The 19080-nt window shown below is 58.2% G+C and carries 21 protein-coding genes; 8 read left to right on the plus strand and 13 right to left on the minus strand.

The window, feature by feature from the left end:
• Positions 1–338: GTP-binding protein (locus C8N31_RS00005; protein ID WP_211313758.1), on the minus strand; the 338-nt coding region annotated here is incomplete at its 3' end.
• Positions 339–458: 120 nt separating this feature from the next.
• Positions 459–1025: a hypothetical protein gene (locus C8N31_RS00010; protein WP_025046899.1), complete on the minus strand. Its 567-nt coding sequence runs from the start codon at positions 1023–1025 to the stop codon at positions 459–461.
• A 133-nt stretch (positions 1026–1158) separates the two neighbouring features.
• On the opposite strand from C8N31_RS00010, the gene C8N31_RS00015 reads away from it, so the two are divergent.
• Entirely contained in the window at positions 1159–2514 is a 1356-nt protein-coding gene (locus tag C8N31_RS00015; RefSeq protein WP_025046900.1) for a cytochrome P450, read from the plus strand.
• Positions 2515–2574: 60 nt separating this feature from the next.
• Here C8N31_RS00015 and C8N31_RS00020 read toward each other — a convergent pair whose 3' ends face one another.
• From C8N31_RS00020 to parC, 3 genes are all read right to left on the minus strand, one after another.
• On the minus strand, positions 2575–3690 hold the full coding sequence (locus C8N31_RS00020; RefSeq protein ID WP_231476698.1) for a M48 family metallopeptidase: 1116 nt from the start codon (positions 3688–3690) through the stop codon (positions 2575–2577).
• Complete coding sequence (locus tag C8N31_RS00025; RefSeq protein ID WP_025046902.1) at positions 3687–4955, minus strand: DUF898 family protein; 1269 nt, start codon at positions 4953–4955, stop codon at positions 3687–3689. Before C8N31_RS00025 ends, C8N31_RS00020 begins: the two co-directional genes overlap by 4 nt.
• A 101-nt stretch (positions 4956–5056) precedes the next feature.
• Positions 5057–7360 (minus strand): DNA topoisomerase IV subunit A, encoded by a 2304-nt coding sequence (gene parC / locus C8N31_RS00030; RefSeq protein WP_025046903.1) that lies wholly within the window; start codon positions 7358–7360, stop codon positions 5057–5059.
• A gap of 203 nt (positions 7361–7563) precedes the next feature.
• Here parC and C8N31_RS00035 point away from each other — a divergent pair, with 203 nt between their 5' ends.
• From C8N31_RS00035 to C8N31_RS00050, 4 genes are all read left to right on the plus strand, one after another.
• The gene (locus C8N31_RS00035; protein ID WP_025046904.1) at positions 7564–8211 is read left to right on the plus strand and encodes an SH3 domain-containing protein; all 648 of its coding nucleotides are present in this window, start codon (positions 7564–7566) and stop codon (positions 8209–8211) included.
• A 62-nt stretch (positions 8212–8273) separates the two neighbouring features.
• Positions 8274–9101 (plus strand): SDR family oxidoreductase, encoded by an 828-nt coding sequence (locus tag C8N31_RS00040; RefSeq protein ID WP_025046905.1) that lies wholly within the window; start codon positions 8274–8276, stop codon positions 9099–9101.
• Positions 9102–9160: 59 nt separating this feature from the next.
• Positions 9161–9367, plus strand: a complete 207-nt coding sequence (locus C8N31_RS00045) for a twin transmembrane helix small protein (protein ID WP_025046906.1) — start codon at positions 9161–9163, stop codon at positions 9365–9367.
• Positions 9367–9939, plus strand: coding sequence for a cob(I)yrinic acid a,c-diamide adenosyltransferase (locus tag C8N31_RS00050; protein ID WP_025046907.1), 573 nt, complete (start codon positions 9367–9369; stop codon positions 9937–9939). Before C8N31_RS00045 ends, C8N31_RS00050 begins: the two co-directional genes overlap by 1 nt.
• 8 nt (positions 9940–9947) lie before the next feature.
• Here the strand turns inward: C8N31_RS00050 and C8N31_RS00055 are convergent, their stop codons facing one another.
• A complete protein-coding gene (locus C8N31_RS00055) occupies positions 9948–10430 on the minus strand; it encodes a GyrI-like domain-containing protein (RefSeq protein ID WP_170116145.1) in 483 nt (160 codons plus the stop codon).
• 221 nt (positions 10431–10651) lie between these two features.
• On the opposite strand from C8N31_RS00055, the gene C8N31_RS00060 reads away from it, so the two are divergent.
• Entirely contained in the window at positions 10652–11410 is a 759-nt protein-coding gene (locus tag C8N31_RS00060; protein ID WP_025046909.1) for an electron transfer flavoprotein subunit beta/FixA family protein, read from the plus strand.
• On the plus strand, positions 11410–12336 hold the full coding sequence (locus C8N31_RS00065; protein ID WP_025046910.1) for an electron transfer flavoprotein subunit alpha/FixB family protein: 927 nt from the start codon (positions 11410–11412) through the stop codon (positions 12334–12336). The genes C8N31_RS00060 and C8N31_RS00065 overlap by 1 nt, the downstream gene beginning before the upstream one ends.
• Before the next feature lie 61 nt (positions 12337–12397).
• On the opposite strand, the gene C8N31_RS00070 is transcribed toward C8N31_RS00065, so the two are convergent.
• Entirely contained in the window at positions 12398–13231 is an 834-nt protein-coding gene (locus C8N31_RS00070; protein ID WP_025046911.1) for a DUF6473 family protein, read from the minus strand.
• Between the two features lie 157 nt (positions 13232–13388).
• Between C8N31_RS00070 and C8N31_RS00075 the strand changes: the two genes are divergently transcribed.
• Positions 13389–14264: a 3-hydroxybutyryl-CoA dehydrogenase gene (locus C8N31_RS00075; protein ID WP_025046912.1), complete on the plus strand. Its 876-nt coding sequence runs from the start codon at positions 13389–13391 to the stop codon at positions 14262–14264.
• A 125-nt stretch (positions 14265–14389) separates the two neighbouring features.
• On the opposite strand, the gene C8N31_RS00080 is transcribed toward C8N31_RS00075, so the two are convergent.
• The 6 genes from C8N31_RS00080 to C8N31_RS00105 are packed head-to-tail and all read right to left on the minus strand — an operon-like array spanning position 14390 to position 19077.
• On the minus strand, positions 14390–15268 hold the full coding sequence (locus C8N31_RS00080) for a lysophospholipid acyltransferase family protein (protein ID WP_037917858.1): 879 nt from the start codon (positions 15266–15268) through the stop codon (positions 14390–14392).
• Positions 15269–15313: 45 nt separating this feature from the next.
• Complete coding sequence (locus C8N31_RS00085; protein ID WP_025046914.1) at positions 15314–15583, minus strand: HPr family phosphocarrier protein; 270 nt, start codon at positions 15581–15583, stop codon at positions 15314–15316.
• A 13-nt stretch (positions 15584–15596) separates the two neighbouring features.
• On the minus strand, positions 15597–15989 hold the full coding sequence (locus tag C8N31_RS00090; RefSeq protein WP_025046915.1) for a PTS sugar transporter subunit IIA: 393 nt from the start codon (positions 15987–15989) through the stop codon (positions 15597–15599).
• Positions 15986–16903, minus strand: coding sequence for an RNase adapter RapZ (gene rapZ, locus C8N31_RS00095; RefSeq protein ID WP_051544563.1), 918 nt, complete (start codon positions 16901–16903; stop codon positions 15986–15988). Before rapZ ends, C8N31_RS00090 begins: the two co-directional genes overlap by 4 nt.
• A complete protein-coding gene (locus C8N31_RS00100) occupies positions 16900–17331 on the minus strand; it encodes an HPr kinase/phosphorylase (protein WP_025046917.1) in 432 nt (143 codons plus the stop codon). Before C8N31_RS00100 ends, rapZ begins: the two co-directional genes overlap by 4 nt.
• Before the next feature lie 18 nt (positions 17332–17349).
• Positions 17350–19077 carry a sensor histidine kinase gene (locus C8N31_RS00105; protein ID WP_051544564.1) on the minus strand — a complete coding sequence of 576 codons (1728 nt, stop codon included), beginning with the start codon at positions 19075–19077 and terminating at the stop codon, positions 17350–17352.
• Positions 19078–19080 lie beyond the last annotated feature (3 nt).

Below are 19080 nucleotides of genomic sequence, written 5' to 3' on the forward strand. Positions count from 1 at the left end.
TCGCGCGTCTGTGGCATTGGGCCGTCAGCAGCGTTCACAACCAGGATCGCGCCGTCCATCTGCGCCGCACCGGTGATCATGTTCTTGACGTAGTCAGCGTGGCCGGGGCAGTCAACGTGCGCGTAGTGACGTGCTTCGGTTTCATACTCAACGTGCGCGGTAGAGATCGTGATCCCACGGGCTTTTTCTTCGGGCGCGCCATCAATCTGGTCATACGCTTTGAAGTCACCAAAATACTTGGTGATCGCCGCTGTAAGCGTCGTTTTGCCGTGGTCAACGTGGCCGATTGTGCCAATGTTGACGTGCGGCTTATTACGTTCAAACTTTTCCTTTGCCATGCTGCAAGCACCCTTTTGTAATTGAAGGGCCCATCGGACCCGATCCTCATATGGCGGGCGATGTATTGGGTCTGGAGCCTAAAATCAAGCAGGACTTCGCGCGATCACGTGGAACCGCAATTATTCTGCCGCAACTGCGCCTTCTGCGTCCCCGTTGAACCATCCGTTTTCGGCATTCTGCTTGACCAGATAGCTTTCAATGGCTTTTGCGGCGTTCTGGGACAGGTTTTTGAGCTGCTCTTCAGCGCTTTTTGTATAGCCCGATCCGACAACCGGACCTTGATCAAAAGATTCGAACACAGTGATTTGATGCGGCTTTGGCGTCAGCTTGAGGTTTTTGGCATCATCCCAAACAGTCAGATTGATCACGAGAATCGATTTTGGCGCAAACAGAACCGGCACGCCGGGCTGGGCCAGCACATAACCCTCGATGCTCATCCCGAAATGATAGTTGCGGGTGCCGTTGTAACGTCCAAAACGTTCTTCGGTGGCATCTGTCAACGCTTTGGTCAGCTCCTCCTTGCTGGCCTCACGGCTCAGCGGGCCTTTGACCGCTTTGGGTGCCACGGCGATATTATGCTGTAGTTTGAAATCTCCCAGCGGCACCGCAGCCTTGTTCAGATCAGCCGCACCATTACAGGCAACCAGCATGAAAAGGGACAGCACAACCAAAACAACACGCATCATAACAGAGCCCTTTCAAGGCGGAGGAGACCGCATTTCGATACCGCAAGCCCCCGCAAGGTGCAATCATTTGCCGCCTTGGCCAAAGCGCTGTTCAACCCTATCTAGAAGACAGGACCATTCGGAGGACCATCAGATGACCGCCGCCAGCCCCCTGCCCGTTCGCGTGCCGCTTGTCACAGAGCCCAAGAGCATACTTGAAAGCCTGCAAATGGCGCGGCGCAATGTGCTGAGCATCATACCGGCCATCGCCATGACCCAGCCAATGGTCTCTGGCAAAACCGGCAAGCGTTGGCATATGGTGATGGACCCCGGCGCGATCCGGCAGATATTGCTGGACCGGCTGGAGGATTATCCAAAATCCGTAGTCACCAAGAACCTGCTGAAACCGGCCATTGGCGAATCGTTATTCATTGCCGAAGGGGCGCATTGGCGCTGGCAAAGGCGGGCCGCTGCTCCGGTGTTTTCGCACCGCAACGTTATGAACCTTTCACCGATCATGACCGCCGCGGCAGAGCGCGCCGCAGACCGGATTACCGCCGCAGGGCCGCGGGCGGTCAATATGCTGGACGAAATGGTCACCACCACTTTTGACGTCATCGGCGATGTGACCTTTTCGGGCGGCGATACCTTTGACCGCGACAAAGTGCATGGCGCAATTGACGATTACATCGCCGAGGCGGGCAAGATCAGCCTGTTTGACATACTCGGTCTGCCCGACTGGATCCCGCGCCCCGGCAGGGTGATGTCGGGCAAGGCGCTCAAAGAAATGAAGTCCCTCGCGGACAATGCTATCGTCGAGCGGGCGCAACGCGGCAATGACGGGACGCCAGATTTGCTTGATCTGCTCTTGGAAGGGATTGACCCGGAGACAAAGCGGCAGATGTCGACAAGCGAGCTGCGCGATAATCTGCTGACCTTCATCGTGGCGGGGCATGAAACCACTGCGCTGACCTTGGCCTGGGCGATGTATCTGGTCGGCTTTGACAAGGCGGTTCAGGACCGTGCCCGCGCCGAAGCACAAAGCGTTCTGAATGGCCGCGCCTGCACCGGCGATGATGTGGAAAACCTGCCATTTGTCCGCATGATCATTGACGAAGCCTTGCGGATGTACCCCGCCGCCGGGATCATTTCGCGCACTGCACAAAAGGCCGATACCCTCTGTGACCGCGAGATCAAGCCCGGCGATACAGTGATGATTCCTATATATGCGCTGGGGCGGCATCAGATGCTGTGGGACGATCCCGATAGTTTCCGCCCTGAGAGGTTTGCCGATCGCAAGGCGATTGACCGCTACGCTTATCTGCCCTTTGGCGACGGCCCGCGTATCTGCATCGGGGCGTCTTTCGCCCTGCAAGAGGCGGTGATAATTCTGGCAACCTTGCTGTCGCGGTTCGAATTCACACCTGTGGCTGGCAAAGATCCTGAACCGGTTATGATCCTGACACTGCGCCCCGAAGGCGGCGTTTGGATGACCGCAAAACCGCTGTGATCCGGCAGGCGTTCTTTTGAGGAAGACGGTGTGAACCTCTTAGAAAGCCCGCCGCTCCGGTCACTTGCAGATGTTTTGTAGCGCGGCCCAACTCTCATCGGGCATCGACGGAAAATAGGTGCCATCTGGATCAACCGCAGCCCGCGCAGCGCGAATCCGTTCCCCCATCGCGGGATGAGTGAGGAAATGCGCTGCCACGCCGCTGCGGTCGCCGTGCTCTCCCTGAAGGTTTTCAAACATTCGGCCCAAGGCGGCTGGGCTGATCGATGCATCCTCCAGCGCCTCGTGCGCAAAAATATCGGCGGCGGTTTCGGCCGCTTGCGAATACTGCGCCGCAATCAACCGTTCCGTCAGAAACAGCACAGCTGCACCGCCCGCAAAATCCCCGAACAAAAGCCCCAGCACCCCAATGGACCCGGCAGAGCGCAGGGCATGACGCGTGGGGTCGCGGCTGATCACATGGCCGATTTCATGGGCAACAACAGCGGCCACCTCATCGGGGCCATCTGCGGCCTCGATCAAACCGCGAAATAGCACCACAAAACCGCCCGGCAGGGCAAAGGCATTGACCATTTCGTGATCAAGTACGGCAATCGTCACGTCCTGCCGAAACGCACGGTCGCCGCTGATTTTGGTCACCAGTTCATTCAGCGCCGCTGTGCCAGCCTCTGCTGTGCAGACGTCAATCGGGGTCAGCCCGGTGTCATCCAGCGCCTCTCGGATATGGCCAAAGGTCGCCTCGCCCAGCGCCTTTTCCCCCTCAATTGGGATGAACTTCGCCATGTTGTCCGCCAGCAGTGGCACCAGCACAAAGATCTGCAAAGCCACGGCAGCCACGGCGGCAACGGCCCATTTGATCAGCCGCCCGCGCCCCTTAGGCGGAGCGCGGCGTTTGGCCTGCGGCAGGGCGGACAGCAAGAAAGGATTGGGCGACACCAGCCGCGCCAATGGATCACCTGTCCAGCGCAGCACATATTGCGCCCGACCCGAAATGTCCGGCAAGGCGCGGACTTCGGTCAATGGCCATTCCACCACCCGACCATCGTCCAGAGTGATCTCAAGCAGGCTCTGCCCCTGTGTCAACGCCAGTGTCACCCCGCGCGGCTGCGGCACATCCCCATCGAAATAGCTTGCGCCGGTGGCATCCATGGCGCGGGGAGAGAGGCCCCCGGTCATATCGCAGCCCCCAGATCTAGGGCTTCGGCAAAGCCCTCGGCCTCAGCAAAATCATCGCGGGCACGTTGGCTGATGTGATCAAGTCCGTGATGATCCGGCAGGCGGGTGGTCAGCGCCATATGCCGCATGATCGGGAAGGTGACAAAGGTGTTGTAGAGCACGCCCCAAAGCAGAAACGCGGACAGATACAGCACCCCCATCAGCACCACGGCCACCCAACGCGGCCAGTCGCCGACCGCCGACATGCTGCCCAATCCAAACCACGCCAGAAAGCTGTCAAAGCCAAGCACCGCAGCGCCCATGAGAATGACCAACAATACCGAGAAGGTGAGCACGAGATAGGAGATAAGAACCCCAAGAACATAGATCATTGCGATCCGTGCGCTGTTGAGACCGGAATGAAACGTGATCCCCGGCGCGGTCTTGTGGTTCGCCAAGATTCGCTTGGCCGTCCAGCGATAATGGACAGCGCCGTAGATCAGTCCAAGAATACAGAGCAGGCCCAACAACAGACGCTCTGGTGAGGCTGCCACTGCCGCCGGACCCTCTTCGGTGAAGAACCCTTCAACACCGGCAACGAAACCATCAACAGAGCCCTCCATCTGTGGAAACAGCGGGGCAATCCAGATCAGCCAAATGACCAAAGCGCCAGTGGCTATCAACGACAGCACAAACGGCACCGCCGCACGATACAGCATCGTCCAATGCCCGCCCTGCGTCAGTCGAGCCGATCCAAAAAACGTCCTGTCGGTTCGATATTTCTCAAGCCAGAACGTCATGCGAGGCCACAGGATACCCAAGGTGCAAAGGGTGATCGCCCAATGCACCAAGGCCCGCCACGCATAGCCCCACGCGCCTTTTTCGAGGCCGAACCGCACCCCGCGCCAGCGGGTGCGCCCCAGAACGTACCGCCGCGCCCGATACCGCGCATAAAACCAAATCGGGATCACCCCGGCGAAACTCGCCAGATACCCAACCCAAGAAGAATTGAAGACCGAGAAACTGACAAACATCAGCAGCAGATTCACGATGCCGATGTAGAAAGTCAGGATCACCACTGCGATAAAAAAGCCGAGCAGCTTTTCAATGGGATCACCCACATATTCCATCGGATGACCACCCGGCCGGATCGCCGACCAATACCAGCGGCGCAAGCGCGTCTTCATCCAGAACCGGTAAATGCCCAATGTGATGACCGTCAGAAACCCGGTCTTCAGCGCCAGCCAGAACAGCGCCCAACGGCTACCGACGAACTCCACCTGCATCCAGCCCGGTGCCTTGGCGGCATTCGGTGCGGGCGGCGCGGTGGGCGGTGTCCCCCAAGGGCCAGCGTTGGAGGATTGATCAGTGATATGGTGGGCCCGGATCAGGTGAACGTGTTGTCACGTGGGAAACCGCGCGGCGCCATGCGCCCGGCGCTGGCCCGTTTGCCGGACCATTCGGTCAGATCCGTTTCGGTGCGCGTACGCCCTGCCGGATCTAGCCAGCTGAGCCCCTGCGCACTGTCAAAGGTGGTGGCATCCGAAAGCCCGCCATCCTTGTACTTTTGCAAGCGCACGCCTTTGCCCCGGCCCATTTCGGGCAGCTCATCCACCCCGAAAACCAGCACTTTGCGATTCTCGCCCACGGTCGCGACCATATCGCCATCGACCTCATGGCAGATCAGCGCCGTGACATCACCGCGCACGTTCAGTACCTGTTTGCCGCTGCGGGTTTGCGCAACCACATCGTTTTCGGGGACAATAAATCCGTCCCCGGCACTTGAGGCCACCAGCAGCTTGCGATCCGGACGGTGGATAAACAGCCGGACGATCTGAACTTCATTGGGCAGATCGACCATCAGACGCAGGGGTTCCCCCATACCGCGTCCGCCCGGCAGGGCGCTGGCAGAAACGGTGTAAAACCGACCGTTCGAGCCGAACACCAACAAACGATCCGTGGTTTCCGCATGGAAAATGAAACGCGGCCCGTCACCATCCTTGAACTTCAATTCGCGGGCCAGATCGATATGCCCGGTCATGGCGCGAATCCAGCCCATCTCGGAGCAAACCACCGTGATCGGCTCCCGGTCGATCATCGCCTCGATTGGCACCTCTTCCACTTCGCCCGCCTCGGCAAAGGTGGTGCGGCGGGCGCCGCCAGCGTAGTCTTTGCCAAACTGCTTTTTCGTGGCACGCAGTTGTTCGGTGATCGATGTCCATTGCAGGTCTTCGCTTTCCAGCAAGTCCTCAAGGCCCGCGCGTTCTTCCATCAACGCCGACTGCTCGCGCATCAACTCCAACTCTTCCAATCGCCGCAAGGACCGCAGACGCATGTTCAGGATCGCATCCGCCTGAACCTCGCTCAGCTCTCCCTCGCCGGGGACGGGCGACACATAATCGGCCTCATCCATGGCGCGAACGTGGGTCTTGCCCCAATCCTCGCGCATCAGGGCCGCCTTGGGATCGTCATCGTATCGGATGATGTCAATCACGCGGTCAAGGTTGAGAAAGGCTACGATAAAGCCTTCAAGCACCTCAAGACGGTGATCGATCTTTTCCATTCGGTGAACAGAGCGCCGCTGCAACACCTCGCGCCGGTGATCTACAAAGGCACGCAGCACCTCTTTCATCGAACAGACGCGTGGGGTGACCCCATCGATCAGCACGTTCATATTGAGCGAGAACCGGACCTCCAGATCGGAATGCCGGTACATCATCCCCATCAGAACCTCTGGATCGACATTCTTAGAGCGCGGCTCAAGGATCATCCGGATGTCATCGGCAGATTCGTCGCGCACATCGGCAAGGATCGGAATCTTCTTGGTCTGGATCGCTTCGGCAATCTTTTCGATCAGCTTTGATTTTTGAACCTGATAGGGGATCTCGGTGATCACAATCTGCCACTGCCCGCGGCCCAGATCCTCAACCTCGTAGCGGCAGCGCAGGCGGAACCCGCCCTTGCCCGTGCGGTATGCCGTCGCGATGTTCTCTGGCGGCTCTACGATGATACCGCCTGTCGGGAAATCCGGCCCCGGCACATAGTTCAGCAGCGTGTCATCGCGGGCATCAGGCGTTTTGATAAGGTGGATGCAGGCGTCACACAGCTCGGAGATATTATGCGGTGGTATATTGGTCGCCATCCCAACCGCGATCCCGCTGGACCCGTTGGCCAGCAGGTTTGGGAATTGTGCAGGCAGCACCACAGGTTCGGTCAGGGTGCCGTCATAATTTTCCCGAAAATCAACGGCGTTCTCAGTAAGCCCTTCAAGCATTGCCTCGGCGACGGCGGTCATCCGGGCCTCAGTGTACCGGCTAGCGGCGGGGTTATCGCCGTCAATATTGCCAAAGTTCCCCTGCCCATCGACCAGCGGATAACGGACGTTAAAATCCTGCGCCAGACGTGCCATCGCATCGTAAATCGCGGCATCGCCATGGGGGTGATAGTTGCCCATCACATCGCCCGAAATCTTGGCCGACTTTCGGAACCCCCCGTTGGAGGCCAGCCGCAGCTCGCGCATCGCATAGAGAATTCGCCGATGCACCGGCTTGAGCCCGTCCCGCGCATCCGGCAGGGCCCGGTGCATGATCGTGCTCAACGCATAGGTCAAATACCGCTCACCCAGCGCGCGGCGCAGGGGTTCGGACAGATTATGCGGGTCCATGCTGGGGGGATCGGTCACGTCAGACATAGATGTTGTGTATCCAAGGGGCGCGGATGCAGCAAGCGGATGATGGGCCGCAAAGGTGAAACACACGTGCAAATTGCGACAGATTTACCACGGGGAGAGGTTGATATCATTTCCCCTCCCGGTGAATCGCTAAATTTGCTATTGAACTTTAGGGGGGAGATTGACGTTAAGCTCCAAACATCTGCACTTTCGGGGTTCTTGTCATGTTTCGGTTTATCTTGGTTTCCTTTGGCTTTTTGGGCTGGTCATTTTATGAAATGAGCGGTGGGGCTGATTTTGATCCGATCAACACCCGCATGGCGCGTCTAGAAACAGTGAGTCCAACCCCGTTTGACAACCCGTCCAGCAGCAATGCGCAGGTTGTCCTGGCCTCCGCGCCTGCGGTTGCGACCGACACCAACCCGCCTTTGAATGAAGCTGTGACGCGGGTCTCGCTGAACCTGACCACCTTGCAAGAAGCATTGGACCAGTCGGGCAGCGCGGCCACAGTGGCGCCCGCCGCTGCCGCAACGGTCGATACCGCAGCCGTGCCGACCAACGTGGCGGTCACAACGGCGTCCGCCGACACGCCCGCGATCATTCCCAGCCTGATCATCCAAGACGACACCACCAGCCCCGATGTCAGCTCTGCCGCGCTGGTGTCTGAGGTCGGCCTCGACATTCGCACCGTGTCAGGCAATCGCGTCAATGTACGCGGCGGGCCAAGCACGAATTTCTCGGTGGTCAGCAAACTGATCCGCGGCGACGCGGTTGAGATCCTCGAAGACAACGGCAACGGCTGGGTCAAAATGCGGTCTGTCCTGACCGGTGAAGAAGGCTGGATGGCTGATTTCCTGTTGTCTGAAAGCTGATCCAAGATTGCCATTCTGAATATCACACGTCATGAAAGGCCTCCCCTCCGGAGGCCTTTTTTATGTCTGAACGCTCCATCCTCATCACCGGCTGTTCCAGCGGCATCGGCCATGCCGCCGCGCAAACCTTGCGCGCGCGGGGCTGGCGCGTGTTTGCGGCTTGTCGCAGGAAAGAAGATTGTGATCGCCTTCGCCGTGAAGGATTTGACGCACCACGCCTCGACTATCAGGATGACGACAGCATCAGAACCGCGTTGGCCGAGGTGCTTGAGGCAACCGGGGGTACTTTGGACGCAGTATTCAACAATGGCGCTTATGCGATCCCCGGCGCGGTTGAAGATCTGCCAACGGACGCCCTGCGCGACATTTTCGAGACCAACGTGTTTGGCTGGCACAGCCTGACCCGGGCGGTCCTGCCGGTAATGCGGGCGCAGGGACATGGACGGATTGTGCAATGTTCCTCGGTTCTGGGCCTGATCACGATGCCGTGGCGCGGTGCATACAGCGCCAGTAAATTTGCGCTTGAAGGTCTGACGGATACATTGCGCATGGAAATGAGCGATACCGACATCGACGTGATCTTGATCGAGCCGGGGCCGATCACCTCTGCCTTCCGGGCCAATTCAATCCTGCAATTTGAGCGATGGATTGATTGGAAAAACGCCCCTCGCGCTGCGCAATACGAAACCGAGCTGCGTCCACGGCTCTACAACTCAGTGAAAAAAACCACCTTTGAGCTTGGCCCCGAAGCGGTGGTGAACAAACTGATCCACGCCATCGAAGCGCACCGCCCGCGCCCGCGCTATTACGTCACAGTCCCGACCTATTTTTCCGGTTTCACGCGGCGTTTGCTGCCCACACGCCTGCTCGACAAGGTGATGGGTGGCTGAAAAAACTTGCGCACAGATTATGGCCCGCTACATCACCATAGAACCCGAAAGGAATGGCTATGCCCTCTGACCCGCTTTTTGTTATCGTGATCCTCGCCGTGCTTGCGGTCGTTGTTGTGCTGATGGTCGGGCTTGGCGGCTTTGCCGGAGGCGGCGCGTTTAACAAGCGCAACGGCAACAAGATCATGCGCCTGCGTATCATCGCCCAATTCATCGCGGTGCTGCTGATCCTGGGGTATATCTACTTTCGCAAGGACGCAGGCTGATGGTCGTACTGAACAAGATCTACACGCGCACGGGTGATTCCGGCGCCACCGCCCTTGGCAATGGCACACGTGTCGCGAAACACAGCGCAAGGGTTGAGGCATACGGGACCAGTGACGAACTGAATTGTTTTGTTGGCGTGGCCCGGCTAGAGGCCACCGGCGAAACCGACGATGCCTTGTCGCGCATCCAGAATGATCTTTTCGATCTGGGTGCAGACCTGTGCCGCCCCGATATGGAAGCTGACAAAGACGCCGAATACCCGCCTCTGCGCATGACCGCAGAACAGGTCGACCGCCTTGAGGCAGAGATCGACATTATGAACGCCGAACTGGACCCGCTGCGCAGCTTTATTCTGCCCGGCGGCACCACATTGGCCGCGCAATTGCATGTCTGCCGCACCGTGGCCCGCCGCGCCGAACGGCTGGCGGTTTTGCTGTCCGAACAAGAAACGATCAACCCCGTTGCGGTGAAATACCTAAACCGGCTCAGCGATTGGTTCTTTGTCGCCGCACGCATGGCCAACAACGGCGGCAAGGACGACGTGCTTTGGGTGCCGGGCGCCAACCGCTGAGCCTTGGGCTATTCCTTGGCTGCCACTGGCAACCACAACTCATAGGCCATCGCATCAGGGCTGTTCCGCTCATCCGGACCATAGCGTTCAAACACCGCACCCTCGCGCAGTTTGTATTCTGACGACGGCAACCAGTCGCAGAACATCCAATCCATCTGTCCGGGCAGATCTGTCATTGGCCCAAAGACCCGGCGCAGGGCATAAAGCCCCTCGGACAGATGCATCTCGCAAAACCCCTCCGGCAGTTGGTCCGGTACGGATGCCACCTCCAACCCGACGCCATAGCGAAAGCCGCCCTTTTCATCGTGAGAAAACGAAACGCCATACATCGTATCCGGCACCGCCCCCGCGATATCAGGGCCGGCGGCAAAGAACGCCTGCCACAACTTCGGTATCTCGCTGCGGGTGTCTGCCGTGAAACTCCCGGCCATGCCGACCAGAGTACGAGCCTCGCCTGTCGTCAGCTCCACCGGCTGTGCATCGGTTTTCATCATCCACTCCCTCAAAGGTCCAGTCGTCTTGAGCGATACCAAATCCTGAAACATTTCGGAAAAGTTTTGCCTAGCTGAGGCGCTAACATAAAAAACGCGGCGTACTTAATGCCGCAATTGCCGATTTTGCCCTGTTTCGGTTGTAATCCTTTCGCTAAACCAGCCGAGAGGAAGTTCAAGGACTTGCCATTGGGTGAGTCGCAATCAAGGAGAAAACGCTCATGAAGGTACTCGTGCCGGTCAAGCGCGTGATTGACTACAACGTGAAAGTGCGCGTCAAAGCGGACGGATCGGGTGTTGATCTAGCCAACGTAAAAATGTCGATGAACCCGTTTGACGAAATTTCCGTCGAACAGGCGATCCGTCTGAAAGAAGCCGGTCAGGCGGACGAAGTGGTTGTTGTATCCATTGGCGTCAAGCAGGCGCAGGAAACACTGCGCACCGCGCTGGCCATGGGCGCCGACCGCGCCATTCTGGTTGTGGCTTCTGATGATGTGCATAACGACATCGAACCGCTGGCCGTGGCCAAGATCCTCAAAGCGATCGTAGACGAAGAACAGCCCGGTCTGGTTCTGACGGGCAAACAGGCGATCGACAATGACATGAACGCCACTGGCCAGATGCTTTCTGCGCTGCTGGGTTGGTCGCAGGGTGCATTTGCCTCCGATATCAACATCGACGGCGACAGCGCCGTTGTAACCCGCGAAGTGGACGGCGGTCTTCAGACGATCAAGGTGTCCATGCCAACGGTTATCACCGTTGATCTGCGCCTGAACGAGCCGCGCTATGCGTCGCTTCCGAACATCATGAAAGCCAAGAAAAAGCCGTTGGATGAAAAGACCGCTGCTGACTATGGCGTTGACGTGTCCAACCGTCTGGAAATCGTAAAAACCGTTGAGCCGGAAGAACGTGCCGCCGGTATCAAAGTCGGCTCCGTGGACGAGCTGGTCGAGAAACTCAAAGAAGCGGGGGCTGTGTAATGGCTGTTCTTCTCCTTGCGGAAGTAACCGATGGCGAACTGGCGATGGACGCAACGGCCAAGGCCGTGACCGCTGCCAAGCAATTGGGTGATGTGACTGTATTGGCTGCCGGTGGTTCTGCTGCTGCGGCGGGCGATGCGGCTGCCAAGATTGATGGCGTTGCCAAGGTTCTGGTGGCGGAAGATGCATCTCTGGGTCACCGCCTCGCGGAAACCACTGCCGCCCTGATCGTGTCTCTGGCGGGCGATTACGATCACATCGTTGCACCGGCCACCACAGACGCCAAAAACGTGATGCCACGTGTGGCCGCGCTTTTGGACGTGCAAATCATCTCTGACGCCTCCGGCGTTGTGGATGCGGATACGTTTGAGCGTCCGATCTATGCTGGCAACGCGATCCAAACCGTCAAATCCACAGATGCCAAGAAGGTCATCACCTTCCGGACCGCAACATTTGATGCGGCTGGCGAAGGCGGTTCTGCCTCTGTTGAAACCATCGGCGCGGCCGCAAACCCCGGTCTGTCCGAATGGGTCGAAGACAAGGTTGCCGAATCCGATCGTCCAGAGCTGACGTCGGCTGGCGTTGTGGTCTCCGGTGGTCGCGGTGTCGGTTCCGAAGACGATTTTGCCCTGATCGAAAAACTGGCTGACAAACTGGGTGCCGCCGTTGGCGCATCCCGCGCTGCGGTTGACAGCGGCTATGCCCCGAACGACTGGCAGGTTGGCCAGACCGGCAAAGTTGTTGCACCTGATCTTTATGTTGCCGTCGGCATCTCCGGTGCGATCCAGCACCTTGCAGGTATGAAAGACAGCAAGATCATCGTCGCCATCAACAAAGACGAAGAAGCGCCAATCTTCCAGGTTGCTGACTTTGGTCTGGTTGCTGACCTGTTCGAGGCCGTGCCCGAACTGATCGAAAAAATCTGATTGTCAGAGGGTCACCTCTGATCAGACCAAACGGCCCGCCTCACTGGCGGGCCGTTTTGCGTTAAAGGATCCGGTGCAAGGCAGAGACCACCGCATCTGCCGCCTCGATATGCGCCTGCTGGCCAAGCATTTCCTCGGCAGCCATGGCCTCCATCTCGGCAAATATCATCCCTTCGGTTCCCATCACCCGCGCTCTCGGGGAGGCAACGACCTCAACCACATGCGTGGCATGACCGGCGACCTCATCCATCATCTGCCGCGTGATAAAAAGCGGATCGTTCCCAATGGATTGCGGAGGACCGCGCCCGCTATCCCTCGGTTTATGCTCAGAAAACCAAAGCAGGATGGATTTGCCCCGAACCTGGCTCAACATCAGCCGCATTCGGGCCAGCCAGGCCTGCTGCAACTCTTGCAACACCGTGGCAAACCGGTCCGGTGACACCTCAAGCAGACGCGTCAGCATATGTTTGGTAAAATGGAAATCGGCAAAATCAACCTCGCGGTAGATCGTCGCCAACAGCGATGAAGCCGAGACAAACCGATCATTGCGCCGGGGATGCACCGCATAAAACCGGTTGGTCATATTCTGCGCTCCCAGCACCTGAATAACCGCAACATCCGCCTGCGCCGCCGCGCCCAGAATAAACGGGTCATTCACAAACACATCGATCCCGGCATTTGGCACGCCAAAATTCGCGGCGGTTTTGCCAATCTCCTCCTCCACCAAAACCGGAAACGGTTTGGCGAGGAATTTTCCATATGTCTCCGTACCGCCAATAAATGCGACATAGGGTTGATCCAAATCGCGTTTTGGCCCCCGGAACAACAGTTTCGAATTGCCATATCGGCACGGAAGATAGTCGAGGGCCCCCAGCCCTAATGCATCAAAGGTCATCACACCCACCTTGTTTCATTCACCCAGATCCAACATGCCTCAACCAATCCTGCGATTCGCTTAACGAGTGAATTTGCCACGCTTTTTGGACAAACCCTGCCCTTGCGACTGCCCCCCGCCGCACCCTATTGTAGGGTCAGGCAGAAAAGGACATTCCATGGACATCCAATCAATCGGCATCGTCGGCGCAGGCCAGATGGGCAATGGTATCGCACATGTGATGGCCCTGGCCGGGTATGACGTGCTTGTCACCGACGTCAGCGCCGACGCGCTGAAAAACGCCATGGACACCATCGAAGGCAACCTTGGTCGGCAGGTGGGCCGGGGCAAAGTGTCAGAGGCAGATGCCAACGCGGCTATGGCCCGGATCAAGACAACTCAAACGCTCACCGATCTGGGGCAAAGCGATCTGATCATTGAGGCCGCGACCGAGCGCGAGACTGTCAAACAAGCCATCTTCGAAGACCTGCTGCCGCACCTGAAACCAGATACAATTCTGACCTCAAACACCTCTTCGATTTCCATCACCCGCCTGGCCAGCCGCACCGACCGCCCGGAAAAATTCATGGGCTTCCATTTCATGAACCCGGTCCCGGTGATGCAATTGGTCGAATTGATCCGCGGCATCGCCACAGACACCGAAACCTTCGACGCCTGCAAAGCCGTGGTGGACCGCCTCGGCAAAACCGCCGCCTCTGCCGAAGATTTCCCGGCCTTCATCGTAAACCGCATCCTCATGCCAATGATCAACGAGGCGGTTTATACCCTGTACGAAGGCGTAGGATCTGTGCAATCCATCGACAGCTCAATGAAACTGGGTGCCAATCACCCGATGGGCCCGCTTGAACTGGCGGATTTCATCGGTCTCGACACCTGCCTGGCGATCATGAACGTGCTGCACGACGGGCTGGCCGATACCAAATACCGCCCCTGCCCCTTGCTCACCAAATATGTCGAAGCCGGATGGCTCGGCCGAAAAACCGATCGCGGCTTTTACGACTACCGCGGCGAAGTGCCGGTTCCGACCCGCTAGAAAAGACCGCCCGAGGCCTCCCTTTTTGGCCTTAAATACCTCCGGGGAGTTTGAGGGGCTGGCCCCTCAACCTTTGCCGTAGAAACCACCCCTAAAGTCTATTGCCGCGCCATCAGCGCCGCGCTTTAGTCCTTCAGAGCAAGGGTCTGCTCGCGCAGCCAAGCCATAAAGCCGCGCGGATCATCAGCGCGGGCGTCGATCTCGCCCTGCAGTATAGGATGGCCCACAATCGGCGCTTGGGGCTTGTCACAACTGTGTACGATTTCATGCAGCAGTAACCCCTGCCGCAACATCGGGCTGACTTTGTTGGCGATCTGGTAGGCACGGCTGTTTTGGCCGGGAAATTTCATCGGAACAACCGTGGCGCCCGATCTGCGGATCATCTTGGCGGTAAAGACATTCCATTCCGCCTCCACCGCCGGCCCCCACCATGTTTGGGATGAGGCAACCACACCCGATGGGAACAGGGCGACAACACCGCCCTCTTTCAAATGCGCCATCGCCTTGGCCCGCATCTCAACGCCTTTGCGCTGTGCATCAGGATCATGGGGGAACGGCACGGGGATCATATAGCTGCCCGCCACCTCATCAATCGAGGTCAGCAAAGACCGCGTCAGAATACGGTAGTCGGGGCGCACACGGCCAATCAGATCAGCAAAGATCATCCCGTCCACCATACCGTGCGGATGGTTGGCAACCACAATCACGGGTCCGGTCTTGGGAATGCGGTCCAGCTGTGCCTGCGGGGTCAACAAGTCGATACCCATGGTATCAAGCGCGGCGCGCCAGAACGGTTGCCCCGACGGGGTGCCGCGTTTCTCGAACCGCTTGATCATCCGCAAAATCTTCAGCTTTCCGGTAAACAGCTCGATGATGCTGATGATCCGCGATTTGACCGGATCATCAAAGGTAGACGCATAAGACAAGCTGCTGCGGTCATAGGTGACAAAAGACACTTCGCCCGCCTCGGGCGTCGCCGTTTCAGCCGCGTCTGATGTTTGCAGATCTTTCACCAAGACATGTCACCCTTTTCCGGTCGCTCGAAACGCTCAGAAACCTTCGCCGAACTTGTCCGCCACCAGCGCCGTCAATGCCTCCGCAAGGGCCTCTGCATCTGGTCCCGTGGTCTGAACGTCGATTGTGCTGCCGCGTGAGGCAGCCAGCATCAGCAACCCCATTATGCTATCGCCACAAGCGGTCATGCCATCTTTGCTGACGTCGGCGCGGGCGTCAAATGCCTCGACCACTTCGACCAGTTTGGCAGAGGCGCGGGCGTGCAAACCCTTTTCGTTCACGATCTTTAGGGAAAATTCGGGCATAAAATTGGGCTTTCTAACCTGCGCTCACGTTTTGGCTGTCGATATACTTTTTACCAGCATCAAGCGCGGCGCGCACCGCATCAGGCACATCCATTTGGCGGGATTTGGCCAGTTTGATCAGCATTGGCAGATTGGCACCGTACAAAATCCGGCGGTTCTCTGGCCGGCACGCCAATAGAGACAGGTTTGACGGCGATCCGCCAAACAGATCCGTTACGATCACCACGCCTTCGCCCTGATCCACCTCGTCGGCGGCAGCACAAATCTCGGTTTCCTTGGCACTGCGGTCATGATCTGCATGGATTGAGATTGCGCGGACCCCGTTTTGTGAGCCGACAACATGTTCAATCGCAGCGAGGTATTCCCCCGCCAGCCCGCCATGTGCGACTATCACAATTCCGATCACGTCGATGTCTCTTTCCGGTCCTGCCGATCCAACTCGCGGTGTCTTATTGACACTTGCCAGCCCTGCTGCGCAAGGCGCAAAGCATGATCTTCTGCCAACGTCACCGACCGATGCTGCCCGCCCGTACACCCAAAGGCGATTGAAATGTGTGATTTTCCCTCATCCTGAGAAGCGGGCAAGATCAACTGGCTCAATTCGAACACCTTATCTGCGAATCCCGCATAGCGTTGATCTCCTTTGACATAGGCCGCAACCGCGGCGTCCGTCCCGTTTAATCTCCGCAGGGTCTCGTCCCAGAATGGGTTGCGCAGAAACCGGCAGTCAAACACCATATCCACACTGCGCGGCAGCCCGCGCTTGTAGGAAAAAGATTGCACCGAAATACTCAGATCGTGTTTGCCGCCGGGTGCAAACCAGTGTTCAACCTCCGCCCGCAGGTCATGCACGTTCAACTGGCTGGTATCGATCAAGATATCGGCCCGCGTCCGCAACGGGCGCAGCAGCGCCTGTTCGCGCTCGATGCCCGCGGCGGGGCTGTCTTCGGGGGCAAGCGGGTGCCGTCGGCGGGTTTCCGAAAACCGGCGCAGCAGCACATCTGTGTCACAATCAAGATAGAACAGTTCGACCTTTAGATCGGCACGGGCCGACAATTCACCCAGCAGATCAAGAATGACATCGGTCGAAAAGTCACGGTTTCGCGCGTCGATCCCGAGGGCCATCGGGCGGTCTTGCTCAGGGCTGGCCAGCAAGGCAGGCAAAAGCCGCAGTGGCAGGTTGTCGATGGTCTCAAATCCCGCGTCTTCAAGCACATTCAGCGCCGAAGACCGGCCCGCGCCGGACGGTCCGGTCACCAGCACAATGCGGCGCTGCGGCCCCTCGTCGGGGTTCACTGAGGCGTTGTCATCGGGGATCATGACCGCAGATTTATACTTCGCCGGAGGGAAAGCAAGATCGCTGCGGCAAAATGCGGCCCATCAACCCGGCACAGACATGGCAGCGCGATCCCCAGCACGTCGATGGTTTCGGGTTCAGGCAGTCTCTTGGCGCTTTGCCGCCCCATATCAACCGCCAGCACCACCTGCGCGGAAGCGGCATGAGGGACGCCCAGAATGCCGACGCCCCGCGCCTCAATCTGGCCCGCGATGGCCTCTGGCACTGAAGCACGCAATGTCTTTGAGCTTCGGGTGATGATTGTGCGGTCATCCGCGACCAATTCTGCCCCCAGTGCAATCAGTTGAAGCGCCAAGGCAGACTTACCCGTCCCCGATGCGCCAAGGATAAGCACTGCATGCCCCTCCACACTCACAGATGTGGCATGCAGAGTCTCGGTCAGCGGTGCCATGCCGTCATCGCTTTCTGATCAGGTTGGCAGGCCCACAACAAACCGGGCACCCAGAGGTTCAGATGTGATATCCGCCTCGGTCGGGCGAATGTTCTCGGCCCAGATCACACCGCCATGCGCCTCAACGATTTGCTTGGAAATCGCCAGACCCAGGCCGGAGTTGTTACCAAAATGCTCAACCGGGCGTTCAGAATAGAACCGCTTAAAGATTTTTGACAGCGCCTGATCGGGGATACCCGGACCAGTGTCTTCGACCACCACCAGTACCCGGTTTTCGCGTTTACGCGCCCAGACCCGGATCGCATCGCCATCTTCGCAGAACGAAATGGCGTTGGTGATCAGATTCACAAAGACCTGCGCCAATCGCGCTTCGAGCCCATGCACAAGGATTGGGTTGGCGGGCAGATCACTAATGAAATCAATGCCTTTGCTCTTGGCGTCTTCACCCAAATACTGGCTGAGATTGCCGACCATATTGAGCAGGTCAAACTGTTCTTCTTCTTCCTTGACCAGTTCGGAATCCAGACGGGATGCATTGGAGATATCGCTGACCAAACGGTCGAGCCGCCGAACATCGTGGTCAATCACATCCAGCAGTTTTTCACGCTGATCTTCACGCTTGATCATCCGCAATGTGCCCACCGCCGAACGCAGCGAGGCCAGCGGGTTTTTGATCTCATGCGCCACATCAGCAGCAAACTGTTCGTTGCCGTCAATCCGGTTGTAAAGGGCCGAAACCATACCGCGCAATGCACCGGACAATCGCCCGATCTCATCAGGCCGCGCCGTCAGGTCAGGGATCCTGATCCGTCCGGGGTTCATCTTGCGGGCATCCTTGTCGCGGCCCAGTTCGGCTGCGGCGGCCAAATCAGCCAACGGATTGGCAATGGTTGACGCCAAAACAAGGCTCAGACCAATGGACACCAGAGTGGCAATCACAAACATTTGCAAAACGCGTTCGCGTTCGCTGCGGACCAATTTATCAATTTCACCCGCAGCAGAGGCAATCGCCACAACACCCAGCGGCTGACCGGACTGCATTATGGGGGTCAGAACCGTGAACAAAGTGTTGCCATTGGCATCAATCGTGTTCTCGATCTGCGTGCCGGAAGCCAGGCTACCTGCGATCAACGGCTTGAATTGTTCTTCCAATGGCAGGGCGGGGGTATCCCCGTCACTGCTGCTGAACAGGCCGGACACTGCATCCCAGACGAAGGTCAACCCATCAGTGAGCAAGGTGCGGCTGTCGTCGCCTTCCCCGCCAAGCTTTTCGGCCAAGGGCAAGCGCCCTTCGCTTGTGGCAATCAGCGTCTCGGAGGTATCAAAAACAAAAACATCCACGCCGCTTCGCAGATCAAGACCGTCCAGCGTGGCAGCGACATCGACCTCACCGCCTGCCGCCAGATTTACAACAGCACCGTCCGGCAAACGCGCTTCGATCACGTCGGCGATCAATTCCGCCTCAGACAAAAGCGAAGACGCCCGTTGCAGGGCCAGTGAATCCCGCGAGGAGTTCAGATACAAAATGCCCGCCACCAACACATTCAACGCAATCAGGTTGAACGTGATGATTTTGCGGGTCAGCGGCGAGGTGCGCAGTGAAAACAACCCACGCCGTTCGCGCCGCACGCGCAGCTCGTCCGGGGCAGATTGATCCGGCGCAACCCAATCGTCACCCAGAACAACATCGCCGTCTCGTGAGGTGGTGCTCAGATCCCGCACAAAGTTCCTTTCGGCCAGTGCCATCGG

The organism is Sulfitobacter mediterraneus, assembly GCF_003054325.1.
Taxonomy (GTDB): Bacteria; Pseudomonadota; Alphaproteobacteria; order Rhodobacterales; family Rhodobacteraceae; genus Sulfitobacter; species Sulfitobacter mediterraneus.